This is a genomic window from Reyranella sp. GW821-FHT12G01 (genome assembly GCF_058806575.1).
This window is the reverse complement of record NZ_JBXAPV010000002.1, coordinates 649,747-675,135: the sequence shown is the minus strand read 5'-3', so window position 1 is coordinate 675,135 and position 25,389 is coordinate 649,747. Positions and strand designations below refer to the sequence as shown.

The following is a 25,389-nucleotide window of genomic DNA, read 5'->3' as shown; positions in this document are numbered from 1 at the left end:
AACTTCTCTTGTTGGGAGGAGCCTAGCGTCAACCCGCGGCGGGCTCCATCGTCACGAGCACGGTCCGGTTGGAGACCTGCTGGCCTTCCTGGACGGAGACCCCCTCGACCCTGGCGTCGAGGGCGGCCTTGAGCTGGTGCTGGATCTTCATCGCTTCCAGCACGATCAGGGTCTGGCCACGGCTGACCGTCTCGCCCGGCGCCACCTTGATCGATACGATGCGGCCGTCCATCGGCGCGCGCAGCTTGCCGTCGCTGCCGGCTGCCGCCGTCTCGGGCGGGGCGTAGGTCTTGTCGGTGAAGCGTACCGTGAGCGCGTCGAGGTCGACCACGATGTCGTTGCCGTCGATATGGAACGGCGCCTCGACCGGATCGGCGGCACGGACCAGCATGAGGCGCTCGGTGCCGCCAGCGGCCAGGCGGACCGGCGTCGGCTCAGGATTGGAGTTGCGCCAGCCGCGCATCGACACCGGATAATTCTGCGCCGACGCCTGCCACAGGAGGTTGGCGGCAGCGGTCCAGTGCGCCTCGGTGATCTCGGGCGCGGGGAACTGGTGCTTCACGAGGAAGGAGGTCGTCGCTTCGCCGGCCGCGAAGTCGGGATGCTCCAGCAGGCGGATCAGGAAGTGCCGGTTGGTCGTCGGCCCCAGCACGACCGTCTCGGCGAGCGCCCGGATCAGGCGCACCCGCGCTTCCTCGCGCGTCGCGCCATGGGCGATCACCTTGGCGATCATCGGATCGTAGTAGGGCGAGATAGCGAGCCCGTCCTTCATGCCGTGATCGATGCGCACGCCGGGGCCGGTCGCAGGCCGCCACACGTCGATGCGGCCGGTCTGCGGGAGGAAACCGCCATAGGCGTCCTCGGCATAGAGCCGGACCTCGATGGCGTGGCCGCTGAACGTCACCTGTTCCTGCGTGAGCGGCAACGCCTCGCCTCGCGCGACGCGGAGCTGCCATTCGACGAGGTCGAGACCGGTGATCGCCTCGGTCACCGGATGCTCGACCTGCAGGCGGGTGTTCATTTCGAGGAAGTAGAAGACGCCGTCGGCACCCAGCAGGAATTCGACCGTGCCGGCGCCGCGATAGCCGATGGTGCGGGCGGCAGCGACGGCCGCGGCGCCCATGCGATCGCGCAGGCCGGCATCGACGGAGGGCGAGGGCGCTTCCTCGATCACCTTCTGATGGCGGCGCTGGACCGAGCAGTCGCGCTCACCCAGATGGATGACGTTGCCATGGGCGTCGGCGAAGACCTGGATCTCGACGTGGCGCGCGTCGACGACGGCCTTTTCGAGGATCAGCTCACCCGAGCCGAAGGCGCTTTCGGCCTCGGTGCGGGCGGTGCGGATCGCCTCCAGCAGGTCGTCCTCGCGCTCGACGAGGCGCATGCCGCGCCCGCCGCCGCCGGCCGCGGCCTTGACCATCACGGGGAGACCGATCTTGCGTGCCTCGGCTTCCAGATTGGCATCGCTCTGATCGGCGCCCTGGTAGCCCGGCACGCAGGGCACGCCGGCATCGATCATGCGCTGCTTGGCGGCGGCCTTGTTGCCCATCGCGGCGATGGCGGCGGGGGGAGGGCCGATGAAGGTGAGGCCGGCCTTTTCGCAGGCGGTCGCGAAGGCTTCGTTCTCCGAAAGGAATCCGTAGCCCGGATGGATCGCATCGGCGCCGCTCTTGTGCGCGGCTTCAAGGATGCGGTCGATGCTGAGATAGCTCTCGCCGACCGGCGGCGGCCCGATGCGCACCGCCTCGTCGGCGAAGGTGACGTGCGGCGCGTCTTTGTCGGCGTCGGAATAGACCGCGACGGTGCGATAGCCCATCGCCCTGGCGGTGCGCATGACCCTCCAGGCGATCTCGCCGCGGTTGGCGACCAGGACCTTGCTGAAGTTCATTACTCGACGGCCCAGCGCGGCGGCCGCTTCTCGGCGAAGGCGCGCAGGCCTTCGCCGGCCTCGGGTCCGCGGCGCGCCTCGGCGAACTTGTCGGCGGCAAAGTCGAGCACGGCGGACAGGGGCTCGCTGCCGACCTTCATCACCACCTGCTTCGTGAGTGCGTTGGCGATCGGCGCGCACTTGTCGATCTGCTTCAGCACTTCCTCGAGCTTGGCGTCGAGAGCGGCCGAATCGGCCACGAGATAGTGGGCGATGCCGAGCCGCAGGGCTTCCGGACCCTTGAACCGCGCGGCGGTCAGCGCAAGGTGCCGGGTCTGCGGCACGCCGATGCGCTCGGCGACAAAGGGCGCGATCTGGGCGGGGACGATGCCGATGGCGGTCTCGCTCATGGCGAAGCCCGCGCCCTCGGTGCAGATCGCCACGTCGGAGACGCAGAGGATGCCGAAGCCGCCGGCGATGGCATAGCCCTCGACCGCCGCGACGACGACCTGCGGCGTGGTGTTCACCATCTCGAGGAAGGCGCCGAACTGGCGGTTCCAGACCGCGATCGGATCCTTCTCGCCGGGCTTGGGCGTGTCGGTGAAGCTCTGCTCCATGTTCTTGAGGTCGGCGCCGGCGCAGAAGGTGCCGCCCGCGCCGCGCAGGATCACGACCTTGATGTCGCGCCGGTCCTTCAGGATCGCGAACACCGACTTCAGTTCGCCGATCAGCGTCGGATTCAGCGCGTTCTTCACCTCGGGGCGGTTGAGGGTGACATAGAGGCGCGACCGCTCGCGGCGGAGGATGAGGGCTTCGTACTTGTCGGCAAACTCGGCCATGGAAACTCCGGCGCTCAGCGGTTTTCGAGACGGGGCAGGGTGCCCATGTGCTTGGAGATGATCTGCAGCATGACCTCGTCGGCGCCGCCGCCGATCGAGGCGAGGCGGGAATCGCGGAAGGCGCGGGCGGTGGGCGATTCCCAGAGATAGCCGGCGCCACCCCAGTATTGCAGGCAGCCATCGGTGACGAGGCGCACCATGCGGCCGGCCTTCAGCTTGGCCATCGAGGCCAGCATCGTGACGTCGGTGCCGTCGAGATATTCCTCGCAGGCGCGATAGCAGAGCGAGCGCACCAGCTCGATCTCGGTGCGCAGCTCGGCCAGCTTGAAATGGATCACCTGATTATCGAGCAGCGGCCGTCCGAACACCTTGCGCTCACGCGTATATTCGATCGTCTGGTCGATCAGCCGCTCCATGCCGACTACGGCGCTGATCGCGCCCCACAGCCGCTCCTCCTGGAACTGCTGCATCTGGTAGACGAAGCCCATGCCTTCCTGGCCAATCAGGTTGGCGACCGGCACTTTCACTTCGTCGAGGAAAATCTGCGCGGTATCGGACGAGCGCATGCCGAGCTTGTCGAGCTGCTTCACGACCTCGACGCCCCTGGTCTTCATCGGCAGGCAGATCAGCGACTTGTTCTTGTGGATCGGGCCCTCGCCGGTGCTGGCCAGCAGGCACATCCAGTCGGCCTGCGTGCCGTTGGTCGTCCACATCTTGCCGCCGTTGATCACCCAGTCGCCGCCGACCTTGCGGGCCGTCGTCTTGATCGAGGCGACGTCCGAGCCCGCGCCGACCTCGGAGACGCCGAGGCAGGCGACATAGTCGCCGGCAATCGAAGGCGCGAGGAACTCCTTGCGCAGTTCGTCGCTGCCGTGACGGGCGAGCGCCGGCGTCGCCATGTCGGTCTGCACGCCGATCGCCATCGGCACCGAGCCGCAATTGATGTGGCCCAGCTCCTCGGCCATCACCATGGCGTAGGAATAGTCGAGCCCCATGCCGCCGAACTCGGCGGGCTTGTTGATGCCGAGCAGGCCGGCATCGCCCAGCTTCTTGAAGACCTCGTGGGCCGGAAAAATGCCGTCCTCTTCCCACTGGTCGACATGCGGATTGATGTCCCGCTCGATGATCGCTCGCAGGGTACGGCGGATCTCGTCATGCTCTTGAGTGAACTGCACAGGCGTCTCCTAAGTCTTCGGACCGCGGGCCTCCAGGCCCGCATCATGAGCGGGTCTGGAGACCCGCGATCCGCTTTGAGTCTTCATCGATTGCCCAGCCGCGGCAGCGTGCCCATCAGCTTGGAGATGATCTGCAGCATGACCTCGTCGGCGCCGCCGCCGATCGAGCCGAGGCGGCCATCGCGATAGCCGCGGGCCACGGGATTGTCCCAGAGATAGCCGGCACCGCCCCAGTATTGCAGGCAGGAGTCGGAGACCTCGCGGCGCAGGCGGCCGGCCTTCAGCTTGCCCATCGAGGCCAGCATGGTGACGTCCTTGCCGGCGAGATAATCCTCGCAGGCGCGATAGACGATGGAGCGCAGCGCCTCGACCTCGCTCTTGAGCTCGGCCAGGCGGAAGTGGATCACCTGGTTGTCGAGCAGCGGCTTGCCGAAGACCCTGCGCTCGCGCGTGTACTCGATGGTGGCATTGATCAGCCGCTCACAGGTGTTGAGCGAGCCGGCGCCGGCCCACAGCCGCTCCTCCTGGAACTGCTGCATCTGATAGGTGAAGCCCATGCCCGGCTGGCCGATCGTGTAGCGCACCGGCACCTTCACCTCGTCGAAGAAGGTCTGCACCGTGTCCGAGGCGCGCATGCCGAGCTTGTCGAGCTTCTTCACGATCTCGATGCCCTTGGTCTGCATCGGCACGACGATCAGCGACTTGTTCTTGTGCGCGGGCCCGTCGTCGGTGCTGGCGAGCAAGCACATCCAGTCGGCCTGCGCGCCGTTGGTCGTCCACATCTTGCCGCCGTTGATCACCCAGTCGCCGCCGACGCGGCGTGCCGTGGTCTTGATCGAGGCGACGTCGGACCCGGCGCCGGTCTCGGAGACACCAAGGCAGGCCACGTAGTCGCCGGTGATCGACGGGGTGAGGAACTCCTTGCGCAACTCGTCGCTGCCGTAGCGGGCGAGGGCAGGCGTCGCCATGGATATCTGCACGCCGGTCGCCATCGGGATCGAGCCACCGTTCACCCAGCCCAGCGATTCGGCGCAGACCATGGCGTAGGAGAAGTCGAGGCCGGAGCCGCCATACTCGACGGGCTTGTCGACGCCGAGAAGTCCTGCATTGCCCATCTTCTTGAACAGCTCGTGCGCCGGGAACTGTCCCTCTTTTTCCCACTGGTCGACATACGGATTGATCTCGCGATCGATCAGCGTCTTCCAGGTCTGGCGCAGCGCCTCGTGCTCGGGGGTGAACTTCATTGCCTTACATCCTCGCCACGCCGAAGGAGATGGGGTTGAGCGGCCGCACGATCGATTCGCGGGCGATCGACAAGGTGAAGGCAAGGACCCGGCGCGTGTCGCGCGGGTCGATGATGCCGTCGTCCCACAGGTGCGCGGTGCCGTAGAGCGCGGTCGATTCGCGCTCGAACTGGTCGACGATGCCCTTGAACATCTTCTCGATCTGTTCGTGCGGCGGCTCCTTGCCTTCGCGCAGGAATTTCTGCTCGGTCACGGTCTTCATGACACCGGCCGCCTGCTCACCGCCCATCACCGCCGTACGTGTGTTGGGCCAGGCAAAAATGAAGCGCGGGTCGAAAGCGCGGCCGCACATGCCGTAATTGCCGGCGCCGAAGCTGCCGCCGATCACGATGGTGATCTGCGGCACCGTCGCGTTGGCCACCGCCTGGATCATCTTGGAGCCGTGCTTGACGATGCCGCCGCGCTCGCTCTCGGTGCCGACCATGTAGCCGGTCGTGTTCTGCAGGTAGACGATGGGCGTGCCCTGCTGGCAGCAGAGCTGGATGAACTGCGCGGCCTTGACCGCACCCTTGGTGGTGATTGGACCGTTGTTGCCGATCAGCGCGACGGGCTCGCCCTCGATCGCGGCCCAACCGCAGATCGTCTGCTGGTCGAACAGCGCCTTGAACTCGAGGAAGTCCGAACCGTCGACCAGTCGCGCGATAACCTCGCGCACGTCGTAAGGCTCCTTGTGCGAGGGCGGAACGACGCCGCACAGTTCCTCGACGTCGTGGAGGGGGTCCTTGAACGGCCGCTCGGCGCGCGGCGGCAACCGGTCGTTCCAGTGCCACTTGGCGATCACGTCGCGCGCCATGCGGATGCCGTCGGCATCGTTCTCGGCCATCCATTCGGCGACACCCGACACGGTGGCGTGCATCTCGGCGCCACCCAACTCCTCGTCGGTGGCGATCTCGCCGGTCGCGGCCTTGAGCAGCGGCGGACCGGCCAGGAACACCTTGGCCTGGTTGCGCACCATGATGACGTAGTCGGAGAGGCCCGGCAGATACGCGCCGCCCGCAGTGGAGGAGCCATGCACCACCGTGACCTGCGGGATGCCGCGCGCCGACATGCGCGCCTGGTTGGCGAAGCCGCGGCCGCCAGGCACGAAGATCTCGGCCTGGTAGAGGAGGTTGGCGCCGCCGGACTCGACCAGGTTCACGACGGGAAGCTTGTTCTCCATGACGATTTGCTGGACCCGCTGGCCCTTGCGCTGGCCGGAAGGCGCGACGGTGCCGCCCTTGATGGCGCTGTTCGACGCCGTCACGACGCAGCGCACGCCCTCGACATAGCCGATGCCCGCGACCGAGCCACCGCCGGCGCTCGATCCGTCCTTGTCGTCGTGCATGCGGTAGCCGGCGAGCGGCATCAGTTCGAGGAAGGGCGCGCCGCGGTCGAGCAGCAGCGCGATGCGTTCGCGCGGCATGAGCTGCTTGCGCTTTACGAAGCGGGCGCGCGACTTCTCGGTCGCGGCCTGCACGCTCGCCTCGGCGTCACGGAACTCCGCGATGGCTGAGAGCATGCGCTCGCGGTTCTGCTTGAACTCGTCGCTGTTGCGATCGACCTGGCTTTCGAGGATTGGCATGTCTGTCTCAGCCGCCCAGGACCTTGGGCGTCTTGGCGAGATGGAAGCCGTTGAAGGGCTTCGACTTGTCGGTGGCTGGCAGGTCGACCGAGCGGTTGGCGAGCGGCACGCCGCCGTCGATGCGAAGCTCCGTGCCGGTCATGTAGGCCGAGGCGTCGCTCAGCAGGAAGCAGACCGCGGCGGAGATCTCGCTCTCGGTGCCGAGGCGGCCGAGCGGGCAGTAGCCCTTGAGCTTGGGGATCTGTTCCTTGAAGTCGCCGGTGTAGGTGTCCATGCCGGAGGAGGCGATCCAGCCCGGCGCCACCGAATTCACGCGCACGCCCGCGGCCGCCCATTCGTAGGCGAGCGTCATGGTGAGGTTCGCCATGCCGGCGCGCGCGGCGCCGGTGTGCACCATGTTGGGGAAGCCGTTGCGATAGTCGGCGGTCATGTTGACGATCGAGCCGCCGTGGTTCTGCATCGATTGCGTGAACACCTCGCGGCTCACGATGAAGCCGCCCGTCAGGTTGTTGCGCACCACGACGTCGAAGCCCTTGGCGCTGAGATTGGCGGCGGGCGAGGGGAACTGGCCGCCGGCATTGTTGAACAGGCCGTGGATGCGGCCGTTCTTTGCGACGATCGCGGCGACCGCTTCCTTGACCTGGGCTTCCTCGCGAATGTCGAAGATGTGCGTCTCGCAGGTGCCGCCGGCTGCCTCGATCTCGGCCTTCACCGTGTCGAGCTTCTCCTGCTTGCGGCCGGTGATGACCACGTGGGCGCCAAGCGCTGCGATCTCATGCGCAGTGCAGCGGCCGATGCCGCTACCGCCACCGGTCACGACGATGGTCTGGCCTTCAAACAATCCCGGTTTGAAGACCGAGCGATACGTCATGTTTCCTCCGGATTGAACGGCTGTTTACCGGCCTGTATTTGACGTTTACGTAAAGGTCAAGTAAGCCCCCAGACCATTGGCCGACTGGAGGAACTCGCCCATGACCTTGCAGGAAATCACCGCGAAAATGAAGGAAGGCGCTTCGAAGAAGTCGGCCTTTGGAAACAGCGTCAAGTTCGCCACGGATCAGGGCGTCGTCCACATTGACGGCAACCAGACCCCGCCGGCCGTCACCAACGACGACACCGCCGCCGACTGCACCATCAAGATGGACTTCAACGACTTCGCCGACCTGATCGGCGGCAAGCTCGACGGCATGACCGCGTTCATGACCGGCAAGCTGAAGATCGAAGGCGACATGGGCGTCGCCATGAAGCTTCAATCCATTCTCCGCTAAGGCGCGTTCTCACACGCCAGCGACAAGGGCCCCTTCGCGGGGCCCTTTCCATGTCTGCGATCAGTCCGCGCTTTCGATCATGCTGCGGATGCGGTTCGCCAGCTCCTCCATGACGAACGGCTTGGTCAGCAACTGCATGCGCGGCGCGAGCTGCGCGTTGCCGATGATGGCGTTCTCGGCATAGCCGGTGATGAACAGGACCTTCAGGTCCGGCCGGCTGATGCGGGCGATGTCGGCGAGCTGACGGCCGTTCATGCCGCCGGGCAGGCCGACGTCGGTGATCAGCAGATCGATGCGCGCATCGGACTGCAGGATGCGGAGTGCCTCCGGCCCGTCGACGGCCTCGATGGCGGTGTAGCCCTGATCGTGCAGCACGTCGGTCACCAGCATGCGCACGGTGGGTTCGTCGTCGACGATCATCACGGTTTCGCCGACCTGGGCGCGCATCGCCTCGACCGGCTGCAGGGCTTCGGCCCGGTCGGCTTCGCTGGCGTAGTGGCGCGGCAGGTAGAGGCACATCGTCGTGCCCTGGCCGACCTCGGAATAGACGCGGACCTGGCCGCCGGACTGACGCACGAAGCCGTAGATCATCGACAGGCCGAGGCCGGTACCCTGTCCCATCGGCTTGGTGGTGAAGAACGGATCGAAGGCCTTGGCGATGATCTCGGGCGGCATGCCGGTGCCGGTGTCGGTGACGCAGACCGAGAGATACTGCCCCGGCGGCAGGTCCCGCTCGCCGGCCGCACGGTCGTCGAGCCATTTGTTGGCGGTCTCGATCGTGATGCGGCCGCCGTTGGGCATGGCGTCGCGTGCGTTGATGCAGAGGTTCAGCAACGCGTTCTCTAGCTGCGGCGCGTCGATCAGGGCGGGCCAAAGGCCGCCCGCGGTGACGACGTCGACCGCGATCTGCGGACCGACGGTGCGCCGGATCAGCTCCTCCATTCCGACTACCAGGCGATTGACGTCGGTCGGCTTGGGATCGAGCGCCTGGCGGCGCGAGAAGGCGAGGAGCCGGTGGATGAGCGAGGCGGCACGGCGCGAGGAAGCATGGGCCGCCATGATGTAGCGATCGGCATCGTTCAGCCGGCCCTGGCTGACGCGCGTTCGCAGCAGCTCCAGCGAGCCCATGATGCCGGTGAGAAGATTGTTGAAGTCGTGGGCGATGCCGCCAGTGAGCTGGCCGACGGCTTCCATCTTCTGGGACTGGCGCAACGCCTCCTCGGCGGCCTGCAGGCGCTCCTGCTCCTTCAGCCGGTCGGCGATCGCCTCGTTCACCCTCTGCTCGAGTGTCTCGTTGAGGCGACGCAGGGCTTCTTCGGCCCGACGGCGCGGCGTCACGTCCTGGAACAGCACGGCGACCTGGCGGCGGGCGGGCGGTTCGATGCGGAAGGCCGCCAGCTCGAGGTGGCGGCCGGTCGCCACCAGTTCCTGCTCGAAGCGGATCGGCTTGCCGGTGCGCAGCACACCGCCGTAGCGCTCGACCCAGGCATCGGCTTCCGCGCCGACCATTTCGCGCAGTTTCTGGCCGACGACGTTGGGGATGCCGGCATGCTGGGCGTAGGCCGCATTGGCCTCGATGTGAATGTAGTCGCTCAACGGCCCGTGGGGGCCGTCGAAGAACTCGATGATGCAGAAGCCTTCGTCGATCGAGTCGAACAGGGTGCGGTAGCGGTCCTCGCTTTCGGCGAGGGCTTCCTCGGCTTCGCGGAGGCGAGTGTTGTCGCTGTCTCTCGTCCTGAGGCGCGCATTCTCGGCTTCGAGGGTCTGCAGACGGCTCCGGAGCCGTTCGATCTCGTCTGGTGTCACGAACTTCCGCCTAAAGAAACCGCCCGTCGACCGGACCTCTAGCACCGCCGGGAACGACGCAACACAACGACGATGGCCTGCCGGATGTTCCCGCGGCTAGGCCTGTTTGCTCTTGTGATAGTGGCGCTTTGCTTTGGCGCGATTGCCGCAGGACGACATCATGCACCAGCGCCGCTTGCCGGCCCGGCTCTCGTCGAGGAACAGGTAGAGGCACTCCGGATTGGCGCAGCGCCGGACCTTGGCGAGCTTGGCACTGGCCAGCAAGTCGCCCGCCGACCACAGGGCCGGGGCGAGCAGGGCGAGCGCGGTGCCAGACCTCATGTCGAGATCCCAGTCGAAGCCGTCCTTGCCGCGCTTCAGCACGGTGCGGGCCGGCGCGGCCGCGAGGGCCGCGTTCAGGGCGTCGAAATCCCGGGGCGCCGGCGTCTTGCCCTGGGCCACGGCATCGAACAGGCGATGGACGGTCTCGCGCAGTTCCAGCGCCCGCTCGAATTCCTTCTGCCCGGGCGGCTTCGGCGCCTTTGCCCAGCTCGCCAGATCCTCCGGCGCGTTCAGGGTCTCCGTCGGCGTGTCCTGGCCGCGCCAATACCGCGTATTGGCGAACTCCAGACAGAGATCGGGGGAAATCATCGACGGGACTTACTAACCGGTTGTCGGGTTGACAAGGCGGGCTCTGCGTCTTAACCACATAACCAGTTATATAGTTATGAAGGAGGGAATTGCCATGTTCGACCACGTTTCCATCGGTGTTGCCGACGTCGCCCGCTCGAAGAAGTTCTACGACGCTGCCCTGACACCGCTTGGCTACACGCTGCTGAGCGAGGGTGAGACTTCACTGGGATATGGCGAGAAAGGCGTCGGCCTGTGGGTCGGCAAGGCCGCACGGCCGGTGAAGGCGGACAAGGAGTCCTATCTGCACTTCTGTTTCGTGGCGAAGGACCGCAAGGCGGTCGACGCCTTCCATGCCGGCGCCCTCAAGGCCGGCGGCACGGACAACGGCAAGCCGGGCGTGCGCGCCGACTACGACCCAAAATACTATGCAGCCTTCGTGATCGATCCCGACGGCTATCGTCTCGAGGCCTATTGCGGGAAGTGACGCAACGCCTTCAGGATCGCCGCCGTTCCCGATGGCAGCGATCCTGAGAGGCTGCGATGACGACGAACATGGTCCGGGCCGCAACCGCGGCGGACGAGACGGCGGCGATCGCCACGCTGACCTTGGCGTTCGGCGCCGATCCGGCGACGCGCTGGACCTGGCCGGAGCCGCGAGCCTACCTCGATGCCTTCCCGGACTTCGCCAAGGCATTCGGCGGTGTGGGTTTCGGGATCGGCAGCGCCCATATCGTCGGCGATCATGCCGGCACGGCGCTGTGGTTGCCGCCCGGCGTCGAGCCCGACGGCGCGGCGCTCGGGGCGTTGATGCGGGCGACAGCGTCGCCGCAGTCGATGGTCGACGGCGTGCAGCTCATGCAGCAGATGGCGAGTTACCATCCGCGCGAGCCGCACTGGTATCTGCCGCTGATCGGCATCGATCCGAAGCATCAGGGGAGAGGCCTCGGCAGCGCGCTGCTCGCTCATGCGCTCGACATCTGCGACCGCGACGGCACGCCCGCCTATCTCGAATCGTCGAACCCGCGCAACGTGCCGCTCTACCAGCGCCATGGCTTCGAGATCATGGGAAGCCTCCAGTTCGGCAGTTCGCCGACCCTGGTGCCGATGCTGCGCAAGCCGCGGCCGCGCGGCTGAAAGCTCAGGCGGCTTTCTTGCCGTGATGGCTGTGCAGCTTGGCGCTCATCACGCGGCGGATGTCGTTGAACTCGGGGCTGGCCACGTCGCGCGGCCGCGGGAGGTCGAGCGTGTTGTCGCTCTCGATGCGGCCGGGACCGGGCGTCATCACGACGACGCGGTTGGCCAGCAGGATCGCTTCCTCGACCGCGTGGGTCACGAACACGACGGTGAGCTTGGTGCGCTCCCAGATCTCCAGCAGCTCGTCCTGGAGGCGTTCGCGCGTCATGGCGTCGAGCGCGCCGAACGGCTCGTCCATCAGCACCAGTTCGGCGTCGTTCGCGAGCACACGGGCGATCGCCACGCGCTGCTTCATGCCGCCGGAGAGCTGGTGCGGATAGGCGTTGGCGAATTTGCCGAGGCCCACGAGGTCGATGAACTTGTCGACGATCTGCTTCACCTCGGCGCCGCCCAGGCCGCGCGAGGCGGGGCCGAAGCCGATATTGTCGCGCACGCTCAGCCACGGAAACAGCGCGTAGTCCTGGAAGACCATGCCGCGCGACGGATCGGGACCGGCGATCGGGCGCCCCCACATCAGCGCGTCGCCGGACGAGGGCTGGTCGAAGCCCGCCATGATGCGCAGCAGGGTGGACTTGCCGCAGCCCGACGCGCCGATCAGGCAGATGAACTCGCCCTTGGCGATGGTGAGGTTGGCGTCGGAAAGGGCGTTGATCGTCTGGTCCTGCAGCCGGAAGACCTTGGACACGCCCTTGATCTCGATGATCGGTGTCGCGGTGTCAGGCATGGTGGTTGGGGCTCCAGCGCAGCAGGCGGTTGCCGATGATCACGACGACACGGTCGGAGAGATAGCCCGCGAGGCCGATCACGATCATGCCGCAGATCACCAGCTCGGTACGCGACAGGGTGCGGCCGTCCATGATCACGGCGCCCAGTCCCTGCGGCACACCGGTCATCTCGCCGACCACGATGACGAACCAGGCGAGGCCGAGGCCGAGCCGCAGGCCGGTGAAGATCGACGGCGTCGCCGCCGGCAGCACCACCTTGTAGAACTGCGCGTTGCCGCGGCAGCCCAGCATCGAGGCCGCTTCAAAGAGTTTGGGATCGACCGAGCGCACGCCGAAGATCGTGTTGAGCAGGATCGGATAGAAGGCGCCGAGGCAGACCAGCGCGAAGGCCGACTTGGCGCCGAGGCCGAACAGGATCATCGACAGCGGCAGCCAGGCGGTCACCGGGATCGGCCGCATCACCTGCAGGAACGGATCGAGCAGCATGCGCGCGGTCGGCACGCGGCCGATCAGGATGCCGATCGGCAGCGCGAACAGGGCGGCCAGCGCGAAGCCGCCATAGACGCGGCTCATCGAGGCCAGCAGATGAGTGGTCAGCGTCGCGGAGTAGGCGTCGTCGTAGATGCCGCCCACCGCGAAATCGATCATGTATTCGCCGACCTGATAAGGCGTCGGGATCAGGCGGGTCCATTGCTGCGTCGTCGCGACCTGCCAGAAGGCCAGAAGGATCAGCGGCACGATCAGCGCCAGCACTGTCGGCCTGAAGCGCGCCCAGGCCGAGCGTGACGCTTTGCGGGAAGCGACGGCAGGAACTGCCGCCACCGGAGCCGAACCCGTTTCGACGATCGCCATGTCGCGCTCCGCCGTTGTTCGCCGCCGCCTAGCTGGCGATCTCGTTGGAGAACTTCGGATTGAGGAAGGTCTCGTACTTCGGCAGCGCACGGATCTGCTTCAGTTCGAGCATGTGCTGGGCGTAGGTCTTCACCTGACCCTGCACCTTGTCATCGAGCTTCCAGACATATTCGACGTTGTCGGCGCCGAGTGCCTGCTCGACCGCGGCGCGGTTGGCGCCGAGCTTCTGCACCGTCATGTCGACCACGGCCGGCTTGTTGGCCGACATGAACTCGACGGCCTGGCGATGCGTCTTCAGCATCGCGCGGATCATGTCGGGGTTCTTGGTGACCGTCTCTTCGTTGGTGCCGATGATCATGTTGAGGCCGCCCATAGCCGTGCCATAGGGATATTCGACGAGCTGGCCGACGCCGGACGTGATCGAGAGGCCGGGGCCCGGCTCGGCGCCGACATAGGCGTCGATGTCGCCGCGCGACAGCATCGCCGGCATCTCGCCGAACGGCACACGGACCGACGTGATGTCCTTCAGGGCGAGGCCTTCCATGCGCATGCGCTCAAGGATGAAGACCTCCTGCGTGGAGCCCGGCCAGATGCCGACCTTCTTGCCCTTCAGGTCCTTGATCGTCTTCACGTCGGAGCCGGCTTTGGAGATCACCCCCATGCCCTTGTTCGACATCGCGCCCACGACGGCGACCGGCTCACCGGCGGCGCCGCCCAGGATGCCGGCGGCGATGCCGAATGTGCCGAGGTCGACCGACTTGGTGACGACGGCGTTCTTGCAGTCGGTCGGGCTGTCGAAGGTGATGATCTCGATCTTGAGACCGGCCGGCGCAAACTTCTCGTAGAAGTGCGGCGGCATGGAATGGACGAGCCGCAGCGCGCCCATCTTGACCGTCTGACCGCCCTGCGCCCGCAGGATCGACGGAGCCGCGAGCGTGCCGGCAGCGGCGAAGCCTGCCCCGGCGAGAAGACGACGACGATTGATCATGAAAATGCCTCCCAAGCAGTTTCCTTGGGAGGCAACAAGCGTGCCAATCTTCATCCACAGTGAGGTGAAGTCGGCGTCATGTTCCTCTCCGCCCGCGTAGCGGGGGAGAGGACATATGAGAGCAGTCGAACCTTAGAAGCCGACCGCCGCGCCGTCGCGGCGGCTTTCGGAGGCGCCGAGATAGGGGACGCCGTCGGGAAAGCGCCAGATGATCTGGCTCGATCCGAAGGCGAAGCTTGGCCAGCCCGTGCGGGTGATCTTGTGGCCGCGCGATTCGAGGCCGGTCGCGGTGGCCTCGGGGAAGTGATCCTCGGTCCAGACCGTGCCGTCGGTCTCGTGCACGCGCCAGCGGGCGGCGTCGATGGCGGCCTGCGGATTCTGGCCGTAGTCGACGATGCGCGAGAAGACCTGCATGTGGCCCTGGGGCTGCATGGCGCCGCCCATAAGGCCGAAGGTCGCGACCGGCTGGCCGTCCTTGGTGATGAAGGCCGGAATGATCGTGTGGAACGGCCGCTTCTTGGGGCCGACCTCGTTGGGATGGCCCTTCGTGGTGACGAAGCCGGTGGCGCGGTTCTGGAGCGCGATGCCGGTGCCGGGAACCACGACGCCCGAGCCGAAACCCGTGTAGTTCGACTGGATCAGCGAGATCATCATGCCCGACTCGTCGGCGGCACCGAGATAGATCGTGCCGCTCTCCTTGGGCGTGCCGGGACCGAAATCCTGCGCCTTCTTCGGATCGATCAGCTTGGCGCGGCTCTTCAGGTAGCCCTTGTCGAGCATCTGCGCCGGCGTCACTTCCATGAAGCGCGGGTCGGCGACGTAGCGATAGATGTCGGCGAAGGCGAGCTTCATCGCCTCGATGCGCAGATGCGCCACTTCGGGACCGTCCGGATCGCGGCCGGCCAGCTCGAAGTTCTCGAGGATGCCCAGCGCCATGCAGGCGGCGATGCCCTGGCCCGACGGCGGGATCTCGTGCAGCGTCGTGCCGCGATAGGTGAGGCCGATCGGATCGACCCAGTCGGGCTTGTGTTCGGCCAGGTCGGACTTGCGCAGCGCGCCGCCGGTTTCCTTAGCGTACTTCTCCATCATCTCGGCGAGTTCGCCGTGATAGAAGGCCTCGCCCTTGCTCTCGGCGATCTTGGTCAGCGTCTTGGCCTGGTCGGGGAACTTCCAGAGCTCGCCCGGCTTGGGCGCGCGGCCGTTCGGCAGGAACGACTTCACCCAGCTCTCCTGGCCCTTCAGCCGGTCGATGGCGCTCTCCCATTGGCGCGACACCATGTAGGAGACGCGGAAGCCGTCGTGGGCGTACTTGATGCCTGGCTCGAACAGGTCGGCGAAGGGCAGCTTGCCGTAGCGCTTGTGCAACTCCATCCAGAGCGACACCGCGCCCGGGGTGGTGACGCTGCCCCAGCCGACATGGGGCATGTTGGCCTGGCCCTCGTATTGGTCGGGCGTCATCAGCGCCGGCGAATGGCCCGAGGCGTTGAGGCCGACCAGCTTCTTGCCGTCCCACAGGATGCAGAAAGCGTCCGCGCCGATGCCGTTCATCGTCGGCTCGACGATCGTGATGGCGATGGCGGCCGCGATCGCGGCGTCGACGGCATTGCCGCCCTTGGCCAGCATGCGCAGGCCCGCGGTGGACGCGAGGTGCTGCGAGGAAGCCACCATGTTCGAGGCGAAGACCGGCAGCTTCTTGGACGCGTAGGGAAACTCATAAGAAAAAGACGGCACCTCGAAATCCTTTCTACTTCTTCGAAGCCTGGAGGGCCTCGATGCGCGCCACGAAGCGCGGCGTCTGCAGGAACTGGCGATGCTCCGCGGCGCTCTTGCCGAACAGGCGGGAGAGATCGAACACGCCGGAGCCCGCGATCTCGCCCATCCGCCCGGAGAGCGTCACGCGTTCGCCAAGCCGCAGGGTTTTTAGCGCCGCAACGGCCGGTTCGGAAAGGCCCGGCGGGGGCGTGGCACGCGATCGTGTGGAGAAAAAGTCAGTCACCGTGCCTGCAAAAGCGAGCGCCCAGTCGTTGAACGCGTACAGCGAAACCTGCCGGCCAATATCAATCGTGACCGCCACGGTCTGGGCATTGCCCTCGATCTTGGTCAGCGTGCCGCACCAGTCGTTGAAGGCGCCGACCTTGTCGGCAAGGGCCACGCTCTGGCGGGCGGCTTCCTCGACCCGGAGCGGGTTGTTGGAGGCGAGCGCCGGCTTGGCCAGTTCCTGCAGCCCGTCGAGGAACGCCTTCTGCGCCGGATTGCGCTCGTGGCACGGCCGGTCGAAGCAGCCGGTCAGCGCGAGGCCTGCACCGCCCAGCAGGACGGAGCGGCGAAAGGTGAGGGGAGACATCCTCTGCATCATCCCCTCACCTTACCTCAATATGAGGATCAAGCCGCCTTCGACTGCGCCTTGGCTCGCTCTTCTTCCTTGAGTTCCTTCTTGGAGAGCTTGCCGACCGGGGTCTTGGGCAGCTCGGGGCGGATCTCCAGGGCGACCGGCATCTCGTGTTTGCCGATCTTGCCCTCGAGATGCTTCTTCAGCTCCTCGAAGGTGAGTGAGGCGCCGGGCTTCAGCTTGGCGAACACCTTGGGCGCTTCCTGACGATAGGGATCGGGGATGCCGATCACGATCACTTCGTCGACCGCGGGATGCTCGTAGACGGCTTCCTCGATCATGCGCGGATAGACGTTGTAGCCCGACGAGATGATGAGGTCCTTCGAGCGGTCGACCAGGTAGAGCCAGCCGTCCTCGTCCATGTAGCCCATGTCGCCAGTGCGCAGGCCCATCCAGTTGCTCGACGGATGGCGGAACAGGACCTTGTCGGTCTCCTCCTGCTTCTTCCAGTAACCCTTCATGACCTGCGGGCCGATGATGCAGACCTCGCCGACATGCTCCTTGCCGGGCGGCAGCACCTTGTCGCCGTTCTCCATGTCGCGGATCTCGATCACGGTGCCCGGCATCGGCACGCCGCACGAGCCGACGCGGCGCACGCTCTTGTCGACCGGGCAGATCGCGCCGGTGGGAGAGGTTTCCGTGAGGCCATAGCCCTCGATCAGGGTGGCGCCCGTCAGCTTCTCGAAGCTCTGCTGCACTTCGACCGGCAGCGGCGCGCCGCCCGACATGCAGATCTTGAGCGAGCTGAGGTCGAGACCCTGCGCCTTGGGATGCTTGTTGATCGCGGTGTAGAGCGTCGGCACGCCGGGCAGGAAGGTCGGCTTCTTCTTCGCCAGATCCGTGACGATCATGTCGATGTCGGGCCGCGGGTAGAGGATGAGCTGGTTGCCGTTGCGCACCGCGCCCAGCATGATTCCCGACAGCGCGTAGATGTGGAACAGCGGCAGCACGCACACGACCTTCTCGGTGCCGGGGTTCGTGTAGGGCGTCGTCCAGGCCTGGCCCTGGCTCATCGCCGCCATCACGCAGCCATGCGTCAGCATCGCGGCTTTCGGCAGGCCCGTGGTGCCGCCTGTGTATTGCAGCAGCGCCACCTCGTCCCACAGGTTCTCGCTCGAGGGCGAGTAGGCCATGTACCTGCCGTCGTTGGACAGCAGGTCCTTGAACGACATGTGCCAGTCGTCGCGCGGCCAGGCCGACAGCTCCTTCTTCTTGGCGATCGGGTAGAGCCAGCTCTTGGGCCACGGCAGGTAGTCGGCGATCGATCCGACGATCAGCTTCTTCAGCCGCGTCTTGCCGCGCATCGCGGCCATCTTCGGATAGAGCGCGGCGACGTCGAGCGTCACCAGTATGTCGGTCTCGGAATCGCCGATCTTGAATTCGAGTTCGCGCGCGGCGTCGAGCGGCGAGTAGTTCACCACCCGGCCGCCGGCCTTCAGCACGCCGAAGAAGGCGATGATGTAGTGCGGCGTGTTGGGCAGATAGAGGCCGACATTGACGCCGGGCTTCACGCCCAGCTTCTGGAAGCCGGCGGCGGCCCGGTCGGAGGCCTCCTTGTAGTCCCGGAACGTCATCACCTTGTCGAGGAAGTCGGTGAAGGGCCGGTCGCCGTACTTGGCGCAGCTCTCCTCGAAGCTCTGGTGAATCGTCATCTGCGGGACGTCGAGTTCCCACTTCACGCCCGGCGGATAGCTCTTCTCCCACGCATGGTTCGACATTTTTGTGTTCCTCCCTGCATCGACTATGCGAGGGCGGACGCACGAGGGTCAAGAAGTCGGCGGGATCCAGTACTCGTAGGCGTAGACCGTGCGGAAACCCTGCGCCTCGTAAAGCGGCATCGCCGCGGCGTTGGACGCCACCACCTGCAGATAGGCAAAGCGCGCGCCCTGCTGCCACGCCCAGGCATAGAGGCTTTCGGTGACTCGCCGCGCGAGGCCCTGCCGTCTCGCCTCGGGCATTACCAGCACGTCGAACAGCCCCATGTGATCGCCTTCGACCGCGCCGATCGCCATGGCCATCGGCCGCCCCGCGTGCTCGACGAACGCGAAGCCCACCGGCTGGGCGATCCTGTGCAGCATTTGCTGCATGGTCTCGCGATGCTCGGGGCGCACCGGGCTGTACTGGACGAAGGCTTCGATCCAGGCGGCGCTGGGCGTCGGGGAAATGACGACGGCGGGATCGGCGTGGAAGCGGTCATGCAGGGGGCAGACCTGGATGAAGCTGCGCTCGATCGCCTTGTAGCCCCGGTCTGCCAGCAGGCCCGGGATCGCAGGCGGAGCGAGTGGCGTCAGGCGCCAGACCGGCGGCCTACCACGCTTCCGATAGGGCGCTTCGACAGCTTCCGTATCGGTTGAGGGTTCTGCCCCTATCGCATTGATAGAATTGGCTCTTTTTGTGTAGCCGCCGGAGAAGCGCAGGCGCCAACCCTGGACGTCCTCGCTCTCCAGCGCGGGCCATCCGCGATAGGTGAGGCATTCAAGCCGGCGAACTTCATCCAGAATCTGAGGTGATGACATTGGTCGTTGTCCGTGATAATTTATACTCAATTATAACAATCGTTTATTTTAAAGACTGCAAGTTACACATGAAGTCCGACCCCCTCGATGTCGACTTTCGTGTTTGCTGGCAGCCGCCCCATATCCCGGTTTCCTCCTTGATCGGTGTGCGGCTGCCAGCAACCCTTCTGCTTGTCTTCGTGCTGGCGCTCGCCCTGGCGGCTTGTGGCGGCTCCAGCTCGGGGCCCTCCGACAATCCGCCCAGCGACAAGGTCGCTTACACGGCCTGGAAGGAGTGGTCCAAGTTCGGCCGTGCCACCGTCGTCTATGGCGGCCAGGCCAACGGCTACACCAATCGCGCCGGCATGACTGAGCGCAGCGAACCGCTGAACAGCCGGGTCGGTGACTACTGGGGTTCCTGCGGCCGGCCGCAATGGAACGGCAGCTCGGACAAGCCCTGGTCGGGCGCCTTCGTCACGTGGGTGATGGTCCAGTCGGGCTACAGCGCCTTGCAGTTCCCGCGCGACGGCCGCCACGGCAGCTATCTCTCGGCGCTCTACGACCGCGAGCGCGCCTCGCGCAGCGCCCCGTTCCTGCTGCATGCGCCGAGCGAGTATTCGCCCAAGCCCGGCGACCTGGTCTGCTCCGGCACCGCCGGGCCGACCTGGCGCTACGCCGACCCGCGCACCGCGCACCGACGGATCGACAATACGGCCGCCCATTGCGACATCGTCACCGACGTTCGTGGTGGCTACGTCCACGCGATCGGCGGCAACGTGAAGGACAGCGTGGCGATGAGCCTCTTCCCCGTCGATTCACGGGGCCGCCTGATGAACGTCTCGGGCCGGCCCTGGCTGCTCGTCGTGGAGAAGCGCGGCTAGGGCCGGCGAGGCCGACTCAGTTCGTCATTCCCGCCGCGTGCATGATCGCGGCGGTGCGCTCGGCCAGCATCATGCTGGGCGCGTTGGTGTTGCCGCCGATCAGCGTCGGCATCACCGAGGCGTCGACCACGCGCAGGCCCTCGACGCCGTGCACCAGCAGCTTGTCGTCGACCACCGCCATCGGATCGCTGGCCGGGCCCATCTTGCAGGTGCCGACCGGGTGATAGATCGTCTCGCACTTGGCGCGGATCCACTGCTCGAGCTCGGCATCGGTCTTGGCCGCCGGCCCCGGCGCCAGCTCGTCGGCGCGATAGGGATCGAGGCCCGACTGGGCAAGGATGTCGCGACCCATCTTCACGCCGGCGATCAGCGTCTCGAGATCCTGCCGCTCGCTGAGATAGTTCGGGTCGATCAGCGGATGTTCCTTGGGGTCCTTGCTGCGCAGGCGGATCGTGCCCTTGCTCTCGGGACGCAGCGCGCAGACGTGCAGGCTGTAGCCGTCCTTGTTCAGGCGCGTGCGGCCATGGTCGATGACCAGGGCCGGCAGGAAGTGGAGCTGGACGTCGGGCGCGGTGAGGCCCGGCCGCGTACGCAGGAAGCCGCCGGACTCGGCGATCGGCGAGGTGCCGGGGCCCTTCTTGTTCACGACGTACTGGTAGAGCGACAGCAGCTTGTTGGCGCGATCGTAGGTGTCCCGCGTCTTGCAGAACTGCAGCAGCGACGCGTCGAGATGGTCCTGCAGGTTGCCGCCGACGCCGGGCAGGTCGTGGATCGGGCGGATGCCCATCGAGCTCAGGTGATCGGCGGGGCCGACACCCGACAGCATCATGAGCTGCGGCGTGTTCACGGCGCCGCCGCACAGGATGATCTCGCGGGTGACGCGGGCGACCTCGTCGCGGCCGTTCAGCGTGTAGCGCACGCCCATGGCGCGGTTCTCGTCGAAGATGATGCGCTCGACCAGCGCGCCGGTGACGACGATGAGATGGGCGCCGCTGTTGGCGACCGCCGGACGTAGATAGGCGCTCGCTGCGCTCCAGCGTTCCTTGTTCTTCTGCGTCACCTGGTAGAGGCCGACGCCTTCCTGTTCGGCGCCGTTGAAATCCTTGATGCGCTTGTGGCCGGCCTGCTCGGCGGCCTTGAGGAAAGCCTCGTTGATCTTGAGGGGATCGACCTGGTCGGCGACGTTCAGCGGACCGCCGGTGCCGTGGAAAGCGTCGGCGCCGCGCTCGTTGTTCTCGGCCTTCTTGAAGTAGGGGAGCACGTCCTCGTAGGACCAGCCCTCGTTGCCGAGCTGGCGCCAGTGGTCGTAGTCCGAGGCATGACCGCGGATGTAGAGCATCGCGTTGATCGCCGAGGAGCCGCCCAGCGTCTTGCCGCGCGGCCAATACATGGCGCGGTCGTTGCAATGCTTCTGCGGCGTCGTCTGGTAGTTCCAGTTATAGGGCGAGTTCTCACCCAGGGCTGCGAAGCCGGCGGGCATCTTCAGCATGAACGACTTGTCGGGACCGCCGGCCTCGAGGACCAGGATGCGCAGCTTCGGCCGCTCCCAGGCGAGGCGCGCGGCGAGCGCGCAACCGGCCGAGCCGGCACCGACGATGATGTAGTCGTAAAGCGAAGACATGGTCCTTCCTTCAGGGCAGCCTGTTCTCGATGACGGCGAAGAATGGTCGGCCGGATAAGGGCGACAAAATCCCGTTCGCGTCCAGTGGAAAGACGCTCCGGGTGACAGAGTCGCCCACATTGCCGCCGATGGCAAAAACCTGACCGGGGCGCACTTCGACCACGATGTCGCAATGTCCCGCTCCGCGATTCAGGTTTTGCAGCGTCGTGCCGCTGCCCTCACGCGACGCGCAGATCAGGTCGCCGACCTGCGGGGCGCGTTCGAACGGCGGGTGCGGGATGAAGACGGCGCCGGGACTCTTCGCGCGCTCGACCATCCTTTCCACATAGATCGTGTGGGTAGGGTTCGGACAGAACAGGTCGCGCGGCACGCCGGCGCTCGCGATGTCCCACGAGATGAAGGCTGCCGACCAGGGGATGTCGTTGAGGCCGGTGCGGCCCGGCACGTCGACCGCCTTCCAGTAGTCGCCGATGCGCTGCGGCGCCTCGCGTTCCTTGATGCCGAGTTGCTCGGTCCGGGCAGGCGCATTGTCGGAGTAGATGATGACCTGCTTGCCGAAGCGGCCCCATTCGCCGACCGCCAGCAGCACCATCGAGGTCTTCGGGCTCGACGACGGCGGCGCCTCGGGCTTCCAGAAGGTAACGGGGCAGGGACCGAGCGGCTGCAGATCCTTGGCCTGCACGACCGGCTTCGACGTTGGGGCCTGCGTGCAGGCGGCGGCGAGGACGAGGAGCAGGAGAGCGAGAAGGATGCGCATGTCTTAGCCTACCTGTTGCTCCTCACCAGCGTCCGACTCCGCCGATCAGGATCGTCGGCACGCCTGCGGTGCCATTCTTCACGGAGCAGACCTGACTGCCGGGACGGCGGCCGTCACGCGGCTCGGTGACATCGAGCCCGGCCGCTTTCAATCGCGCGGTGGCGGCGGCGATGTCCGGTACGCGCCACGAAAGCCCCCAGAGATGGTCGGGTTCGTCGGACACGCCCTTCTTCAGGTCGTGCGCGATCTCGACCACGAGGTCGCCGCAGCGGAAGAAGAGCAGTCGCGCGCCCCATTTGGGATTGCTGCGGTCGAGCCGGAGGTCGAGGCCGAGCCGGCCGGCATAGAAGGCGATGGCGCGCTCAGGGTTGGGCGTGCGCACCACGACGTGGTCGAGGTTGGTAACGGCAGCGGCCTCATCGACCGTGAGCGGAGAGGGGGCGTCGTTCGCTTGCGCGCAGAGTCCGATCTCGACGCCGTGACCGACGAGCGTCAGTTCACCGTCCTTGCGCGTCGTCGCGACGGCGCGTCGTTCGAGCAGAGTCGCGGCCTTGTCGAGGTCGGCCGTCGCAAACGCCATCGAATGGAGTCCGGGTACGCCGTCCTCGAAGCGCAGCCCGACATTGCCGGTGCGCAGGCGACCGTCCTGCGCACGGCGTCCCAGCAAGGTCTCGTAGACGGCGACCGAGCCGCCGACGACGAGATGGTCGAGGGCCGCGATCATCGTGCTAGCCGATGCGCTTCAGGTTCGCCTTGTAGTTCTGGCCGCGCTTCACGTAGCTCTCCGCGCTCATGGCGAGTCGCGCGGCGTTCTCCTCGCTCAGCTCGCGCACGACCTTGGCCGGCGAGCCCAGGATCATCGAGCGGTCGGGGAAGGTCTTGCCCTCGGTCACGACCGAGCCGGCGCCGACCAGGCAGTCCTTGCCGATCACCGAGCGGTTGAGCACGACCGACTGGATGCCGATCAGCGAGCCGTCGCCGATCGTGCAGCCGTGCAGCATCACCTGATGGCCGACCGTCACGTTCTTGCCGATGGTCAGTGGCGCGCCGGGATCGGTGTGCAGGACGCTCAACTCCTGGATGTTGCTGTCGTCGCCGATCACGATCGGCTCGTTGTCGCCACGCAGCACGGCGCCGAACCAGATGTTCACCCGCTCGCCCAGGACGACGGACCCGATGATCGTGACGCCCTCCGCGATGTAGCAGGAGGCCGGAATCACCGGCACGCGGTCGTTGAGCTGATAGATCGCCATCTTGGTTCCTTCTGATTGCGCGGAGCGTTGGCTTTATGCCATCCGGCATGCCACCTTGACCGGGCCAATTCAATAGCCCGCCAGAACGGCGACGGCAGACACGGGGCAGCGAATTTTCATGAGCAACAAAGACAAGAGCAAGGGCAAGGCCGGCGCGACGGTGACCGACGTCGAAGCAACGACCTCACCGGCTCCGCCTTCTGCGACTGCGCCCGCGGAATCCGCCGAAAAGGAAAAGCCCGCCTTCGTGATCACCTCGTCGCGGCAGTTCCCGAGCTGGCTGGCCGAGACCGGCAGCAGCCTCGCGATCTCGACCTACCAGAGCAGCAAGGTCATCCTGATCGGCACCAACAAGGAAGCAGGCCGGCTCTCGGTGTTCGAGCGTACGCTGGAGCGGCCGATGGGCATGACGTTCCACAATTCGCAGCTGTCCGTCGCGTCGATGATCCAGATCACGAACTTCGTCGATGCCGCCCGCGGCACGCCGGGTGCTGCTGGCTACGATGCGCTGTTCGTGCCGCAGTCGGCATCCTACACGGCCGATCTCGATATCCATGACATCGCCGTCGGCGCCGACGGCGAACTGGTCTTCGTCAACACGCTGTTCTCCTGCCTGGCGACGACAAGTGCCACGCACAGCTTCAAGCCAATCTGGAAGCCATCCTTCGTGTCGCGTCTCGCGCCGGAGGATCGCTGTCACCTGAACGGCATGGCGATGCGCGACGGCAAGCCGGCCTATGTGACCTGCGTGTCGGAGACCGATGTCGCCGATGGATGGCGCGAGCATCGCAGCGGCGGTGGCGTCGTGATCGATGTTGCGTCCGGCGAGGTCGTCTGCCGCGGCCTGTCGATGCCGCACTCGCCGCGCCTGCACGAGGGCAAGCTGTGGGTGCTGAACTCGGGCGCCGGCGAAGTGGGGACGGTCGACCTCGCCACCGGCCGCTTCGAGCCACTGGCCTTCTGCCCCGGCTATCTCCGGGGCCTCGACTTCGTCGGCCCCTATGCCCTGGTGGGCCTCTCGGAGCCGCGCGAGAACCGTACCTTCGCAGGGCTCCCGCTGCAGGAGCGGCTGGCCGCCGCCAAGGTCGGCCCGCGCTGCGGCGTCTTCGTGATCGACACGCGCACCGGCGACGTCGCGCACTGGCTGCGCCTCGAAGGCATCGTCAACGAGCTCTATGACGTGATCTCGCTGCCCGGCCTCAAGCGGCCGATGATGATCGGCTTCAAGAACGAGGAAATCCGCCGGACGGTTTCGATCGAGTAGCCAGGAGGAGGCGGTCTTTACGTAAGGCGAATTCTACGTAAAGGTGGTTTGACGTTTACGTAAACGTCAACTACACCGTCTCCCATCATGCCCGTTGCCGCCACCCCTTCGGCCAGCACGCTCTCCTCGCGCGATGCCCAGCGCATCTACAGCATCGCCGAATTGTCGCGCGAGTTCGCGATCACGCCGCGCACGATTCGCTTCTACGAGGACGAGGGGCTGATCAAGCCGCGGCGGCAGGGCACGACGCGTCTCTACACGGCGGGCGACCGCACGCGGCTGAGCTGGATCCTGCGCGGCAAGCGGCTGGGCTTCTCGCTCGCCGAGATCCGCGAGCTGCTCGATCTCTACCAGGTCGACCGCACCGGCGTTCAGCAACTGCGCGAGCTGCTGCGCCGCAGCCAGCTCCACATCGCCGATCTCGAGCGCAAGCGCGCCGACCTCGACCAGCACATCGGCGAGTTCAGGGAAGTGGAATCACAGGTCAGTGCCGAGCTAAAGCAGCGCGGCGTCGATCCCGAAAGCGACTAAAGAAACT

The 25,389-nt window shown here is 66.2% G+C and carries 25 protein-coding genes; 6 read left to right on the top strand and 19 right to left on the bottom strand.

Features of this window, described 5'->3' with window-relative positions; translation table 11 throughout:
• Positions 1 to 28: 28 nt before the first annotated feature.
• The 6 genes from AC1RP5_RS22635 to AC1RP5_RS22610 all read right to left on the bottom strand — a co-directional run bounded on the left by AC1RP5_RS22635 (position 29) and on the right by AC1RP5_RS22610 (position 7,617).
• Positions 29 to 1,888: an acetyl/propionyl/methylcrotonyl-CoA carboxylase subunit alpha gene (locus AC1RP5_RS22635; RefSeq protein WP_493114476.1), complete on the bottom strand. Its 1,860-nt coding sequence runs from the start codon at positions 1,886 to 1,888 to the stop codon at positions 29 to 31.
• Positions 1,888 to 2,706 (bottom strand): enoyl-CoA hydratase/isomerase family protein, encoded by an 819-nt coding sequence (locus tag AC1RP5_RS22630; RefSeq protein WP_493114474.1) that lies wholly within the window; start codon positions 2,704 to 2,706, stop codon positions 1,888 to 1,890. Before AC1RP5_RS22630 ends, AC1RP5_RS22635 begins: the two co-directional genes overlap by 1 nt.
• 14 nt (positions 2,707 to 2,720) lie before the next feature.
• Entirely contained in the window at positions 2,721 to 3,881 is a 1,161-nt protein-coding gene (locus AC1RP5_RS22625; protein WP_493114472.1) for an acyl-CoA dehydrogenase family protein, read from the bottom strand.
• A gap of 83 nt (positions 3,882 to 3,964) precedes the next feature.
• Positions 3,965 to 5,125 carry an acyl-CoA dehydrogenase family protein gene (locus tag AC1RP5_RS22620; RefSeq protein ID WP_493114470.1) on the bottom strand — a complete coding sequence of 387 codons (1,161 nt, stop codon included), beginning with the start codon at positions 5,123 to 5,125 and terminating at the stop codon, positions 3,965 to 3,967.
• A gap of 4 nt (positions 5,126 to 5,129) precedes the next feature.
• Positions 5,130 to 6,746, bottom strand: a complete 1,617-nt coding sequence (locus AC1RP5_RS22615) for an acyl-CoA carboxylase subunit beta (RefSeq protein WP_493114468.1) — start codon at positions 6,744 to 6,746, stop codon at positions 5,130 to 5,132.
• 7 nt (positions 6,747 to 6,753) lie between these two features.
• A complete protein-coding gene (locus tag AC1RP5_RS22610; protein ID WP_493114467.1) occupies positions 6,754 to 7,617 on the bottom strand; it encodes an SDR family oxidoreductase in 864 nt (287 codons plus the stop codon).
• A 100-nt stretch (positions 7,618 to 7,717) separates the two neighbouring features.
• Here AC1RP5_RS22610 and AC1RP5_RS22605 point away from each other — a divergent pair, with 100 nt between their 5' ends.
• A complete protein-coding gene (locus AC1RP5_RS22605) occupies positions 7,718 to 8,014 on the top strand; it encodes an SCP2 sterol-binding domain-containing protein (protein WP_493114465.1) in 297 nt (98 codons plus the stop codon).
• A gap of 60 nt (positions 8,015 to 8,074) precedes the next feature.
• On the opposite strand, the gene AC1RP5_RS22600 is transcribed toward AC1RP5_RS22605, so the two are convergent.
• The gene (locus AC1RP5_RS22600) at positions 8,075 to 9,784 is read right to left on the bottom strand and encodes an ATP-binding protein (protein WP_493115247.1); all 1,710 of its coding nucleotides are present in this window, start codon (positions 9,782 to 9,784) and stop codon (positions 8,075 to 8,077) included.
• 132 nt (positions 9,785 to 9,916) lie between these two features.
• Complete coding sequence (locus AC1RP5_RS22595; RefSeq protein WP_493114463.1) at positions 9,917 to 10,450, bottom strand: CGNR zinc finger domain-containing protein; 534 nt, start codon at positions 10,448 to 10,450, stop codon at positions 9,917 to 9,919.
• Between the two features lie 94 nt (positions 10,451 to 10,544).
• On the opposite strand from AC1RP5_RS22595, the gene AC1RP5_RS22590 reads away from it, so the two are divergent.
• Together AC1RP5_RS22590 and AC1RP5_RS22585 are read left to right on the top strand one after the other, a co-directional pair.
• Positions 10,545 to 10,916: a VOC family protein gene (locus tag AC1RP5_RS22590; RefSeq protein WP_493114462.1), complete on the top strand. Its 372-nt coding sequence runs from the start codon at positions 10,545 to 10,547 to the stop codon at positions 10,914 to 10,916.
• Between the two features lie 56 nt (positions 10,917 to 10,972).
• Positions 10,973 to 11,566: a GNAT family N-acetyltransferase gene (locus AC1RP5_RS22585; protein WP_493114460.1), complete on the top strand. Its 594-nt coding sequence runs from the start codon at positions 10,973 to 10,975 to the stop codon at positions 11,564 to 11,566.
• Between the two features lie 4 nt (positions 11,567 to 11,570).
• Here the strand turns inward: AC1RP5_RS22585 and AC1RP5_RS22580 are convergent, their stop codons facing one another.
• From AC1RP5_RS22580 to AC1RP5_RS22550, 7 genes are all read right to left on the bottom strand, one after another.
• Positions 11,571 to 12,350, bottom strand: coding sequence for an ABC transporter ATP-binding protein (locus AC1RP5_RS22580; protein ID WP_493114458.1), 780 nt, complete (start codon positions 12,348 to 12,350; stop codon positions 11,571 to 11,573).
• The gene (locus AC1RP5_RS22575) at positions 12,343 to 13,203 is read right to left on the bottom strand and encodes an ABC transporter permease (RefSeq protein WP_493114456.1); all 861 of its coding nucleotides are present in this window, start codon (positions 13,201 to 13,203) and stop codon (positions 12,343 to 12,345) included. The genes AC1RP5_RS22580 and AC1RP5_RS22575 overlap by 8 nt, the downstream gene beginning before the upstream one ends.
• Before the next feature lie 28 nt (positions 13,204 to 13,231).
• Positions 13,232 to 14,191: an ABC transporter substrate-binding protein gene (locus tag AC1RP5_RS22570; protein WP_493114455.1), complete on the bottom strand. Its 960-nt coding sequence runs from the start codon at positions 14,189 to 14,191 to the stop codon at positions 13,232 to 13,234.
• A gap of 132 nt (positions 14,192 to 14,323) precedes the next feature.
• Positions 14,324 to 15,922 (bottom strand): gamma-glutamyltransferase family protein, encoded by a 1,599-nt coding sequence (locus AC1RP5_RS22565; protein ID WP_493114453.1) that lies wholly within the window; start codon positions 15,920 to 15,922, stop codon positions 14,324 to 14,326.
• 13 nt (positions 15,923 to 15,935) lie between these two features.
• On the bottom strand, positions 15,936 to 16,535 hold the full coding sequence (locus AC1RP5_RS22560) for a hypothetical protein (RefSeq protein ID WP_493114452.1): 600 nt from the start codon (positions 16,533 to 16,535) through the stop codon (positions 15,936 to 15,938).
• 38 nt (positions 16,536 to 16,573) lie between these two features.
• A complete protein-coding gene (locus AC1RP5_RS22555; protein WP_493114450.1) occupies positions 16,574 to 18,298 on the bottom strand; it encodes a long-chain-fatty-acid--CoA ligase in 1,725 nt (574 codons plus the stop codon).
• 48 nt (positions 18,299 to 18,346) lie between these two features.
• A complete protein-coding gene (locus tag AC1RP5_RS22550; RefSeq protein ID WP_493114448.1) occupies positions 18,347 to 19,096 on the bottom strand; it encodes a GNAT family N-acetyltransferase in 750 nt (249 codons plus the stop codon).
• A 68-nt stretch (positions 19,097 to 19,164) separates the two neighbouring features.
• On the opposite strand from AC1RP5_RS22550, the gene AC1RP5_RS22545 reads away from it, so the two are divergent.
• Positions 19,165 to 19,956, top strand: coding sequence for a DUF2272 domain-containing protein (locus tag AC1RP5_RS22545; RefSeq protein WP_493114447.1), 792 nt, complete (start codon positions 19,165 to 19,167; stop codon positions 19,954 to 19,956).
• A 16-nt stretch (positions 19,957 to 19,972) separates the two neighbouring features.
• On the opposite strand, the gene AC1RP5_RS22540 is transcribed toward AC1RP5_RS22545, so the two are convergent.
• The 4 genes from AC1RP5_RS22540 to AC1RP5_RS22525 are packed head-to-tail and all read right to left on the bottom strand — an operon-like array spanning position 19,973 to position 23,587.
• On the bottom strand, positions 19,973 to 21,577 hold the full coding sequence (locus AC1RP5_RS22540) for a GMC family oxidoreductase (protein WP_493114445.1): 1,605 nt from the start codon (positions 21,575 to 21,577) through the stop codon (positions 19,973 to 19,975).
• A 10-nt stretch (positions 21,578 to 21,587) separates the two neighbouring features.
• On the bottom strand, positions 21,588 to 22,334 hold the full coding sequence (locus tag AC1RP5_RS22535) for a DUF2272 domain-containing protein (protein WP_493114443.1): 747 nt from the start codon (positions 22,332 to 22,334) through the stop codon (positions 21,588 to 21,590).
• 22 nt (positions 22,335 to 22,356) lie between these two features.
• Positions 22,357 to 23,058, bottom strand: a complete 702-nt coding sequence (locus AC1RP5_RS22530; protein WP_493114442.1) for a VOC family protein — start codon at positions 23,056 to 23,058, stop codon at positions 22,357 to 22,359.
• A gap of 4 nt (positions 23,059 to 23,062) precedes the next feature.
• Positions 23,063 to 23,587: a gamma carbonic anhydrase family protein gene (locus AC1RP5_RS22525; RefSeq protein ID WP_493114440.1), complete on the bottom strand. Its 525-nt coding sequence runs from the start codon at positions 23,585 to 23,587 to the stop codon at positions 23,063 to 23,065.
• A 118-nt stretch (positions 23,588 to 23,705) separates the two neighbouring features.
• On the opposite strand from AC1RP5_RS22525, the gene AC1RP5_RS22520 reads away from it, so the two are divergent.
• On the top strand, positions 23,706 to 24,851 hold the full coding sequence (locus tag AC1RP5_RS22520) for a TIGR03032 family protein (RefSeq protein WP_493114438.1): 1,146 nt from the start codon (positions 23,706 to 23,708) through the stop codon (positions 24,849 to 24,851).
• An 87-nt stretch (positions 24,852 to 24,938) separates the two neighbouring features.
• Complete coding sequence (locus tag AC1RP5_RS22515; RefSeq protein ID WP_493114436.1) at positions 24,939 to 25,382, top strand: MerR family transcriptional regulator; 444 nt, start codon at positions 24,939 to 24,941, stop codon at positions 25,380 to 25,382.
• Positions 25,383 to 25,389 lie beyond the last annotated feature (7 nt).

What these genes read in the sequence shown, in the direction of transcription:
- AC1RP5_RS22635 (WP_493114476.1), bottom strand. Translation starts at nt 1,888, where the DNA reads ATGAACTTCAGCAAGGTCCTGGTCGCCAACCGCGGCGAGATCGCCTGG.
- AC1RP5_RS22630 (WP_493114474.1), bottom strand. Translation starts at nt 2,706, where the DNA reads ATGGCCGAGTTTGCCGACAAGTACGAAGCCCTCATCCTCCGCCGCGAG.
- AC1RP5_RS22620 (WP_493114470.1), bottom strand. Translation starts at nt 5,125, where the DNA reads ATGAAGTTCACCCCCGAGCACGAGGCGCTGCGCCAGACCTGGAAGACG.
- AC1RP5_RS22615 (WP_493114468.1), bottom strand. Translation starts at nt 6,746, where the DNA reads ATGCCAATCCTCGAAAGCCAGGTCGATCGCAACAGCGACGAGTTCAAG.
- AC1RP5_RS22610 (WP_493114467.1), bottom strand. Translation starts at nt 7,617, where the DNA reads ATGACGTATCGCTCGGTCTTCAAACCGGGATTGTTTGAAGGCCAGACC.
- AC1RP5_RS22605 (WP_493114465.1), top strand. Translation starts at nt 7,718, where the DNA reads ATGACCTTGCAGGAAATCACCGCGAAAATGAAGGAAGGCGCTTCGAAG.
- AC1RP5_RS22595 (WP_493114463.1), bottom strand. Translation starts at nt 10,450, where the DNA reads ATGATTTCCCCCGATCTCTGTCTGGAGTTCGCCAATACGCGGTATTGG.
- AC1RP5_RS22590 (WP_493114462.1), top strand. Translation starts at nt 10,545, where the DNA reads ATGTTCGACCACGTTTCCATCGGTGTTGCCGACGTCGCCCGCTCGAAG.
- AC1RP5_RS22585 (WP_493114460.1), top strand. Translation starts at nt 10,973, where the DNA reads ATGACGACGAACATGGTCCGGGCCGCAACCGCGGCGGACGAGACGGCG.
- AC1RP5_RS22580 (WP_493114458.1), bottom strand. Translation starts at nt 12,350, where the DNA reads ATGCCTGACACCGCGACACCGATCATCGAGATCAAGGGCGTGTCCAAG.
- AC1RP5_RS22575 (WP_493114456.1), bottom strand. Translation starts at nt 13,203, where the DNA reads ATGGCGATCGTCGAAACGGGTTCGGCTCCGGTGGCGGCAGTTCCTGCC.
- AC1RP5_RS22570 (WP_493114455.1), bottom strand. Translation starts at nt 14,191, where the DNA reads ATGATCAATCGTCGTCGTCTTCTCGCCGGGGCAGGCTTCGCCGCTGCC.
- AC1RP5_RS22560 (WP_493114452.1), bottom strand. Translation starts at nt 16,535, where the DNA reads ATGTCTCCCCTCACCTTTCGCCGCTCCGTCCTGCTGGGCGGTGCAGGC.
- AC1RP5_RS22555 (WP_493114450.1), bottom strand. Translation starts at nt 18,298, where the DNA reads ATGTCGAACCATGCGTGGGAGAAGAGCTATCCGCCGGGCGTGAAGTGG.
- AC1RP5_RS22550 (WP_493114448.1), bottom strand. Translation starts at nt 19,096, where the DNA reads ATGTCATCACCTCAGATTCTGGATGAAGTTCGCCGGCTTGAATGCCTC.
- AC1RP5_RS22545 (WP_493114447.1), top strand. Translation starts at nt 19,165, where the DNA reads ATGAAGTCCGACCCCCTCGATGTCGACTTTCGTGTTTGCTGGCAGCCG.
- AC1RP5_RS22540 (WP_493114445.1), bottom strand. Translation starts at nt 21,577, where the DNA reads ATGTCTTCGCTTTACGACTACATCATCGTCGGTGCCGGCTCGGCCGGT.
- AC1RP5_RS22535 (WP_493114443.1), bottom strand. Translation starts at nt 22,334, where the DNA reads ATGCGCATCCTTCTCGCTCTCCTGCTCCTCGTCCTCGCCGCCGCCTGC.
- AC1RP5_RS22530 (WP_493114442.1), bottom strand. Translation starts at nt 23,058, where the DNA reads ATGATCGCGGCCCTCGACCATCTCGTCGTCGGCGGCTCGGTCGCCGTC.
- AC1RP5_RS22525 (WP_493114440.1), bottom strand. Translation starts at nt 23,587, where the DNA reads ATGGCGATCTATCAGCTCAACGACCGCGTGCCGGTGATTCCGGCCTCC.
- AC1RP5_RS22520 (WP_493114438.1), top strand. Translation starts at nt 23,706, where the DNA reads ATGAGCAACAAAGACAAGAGCAAGGGCAAGGCCGGCGCGACGGTGACC.
- AC1RP5_RS22515 (WP_493114436.1), top strand. Translation starts at nt 24,939, where the DNA reads ATGCCCGTTGCCGCCACCCCTTCGGCCAGCACGCTCTCCTCGCGCGAT.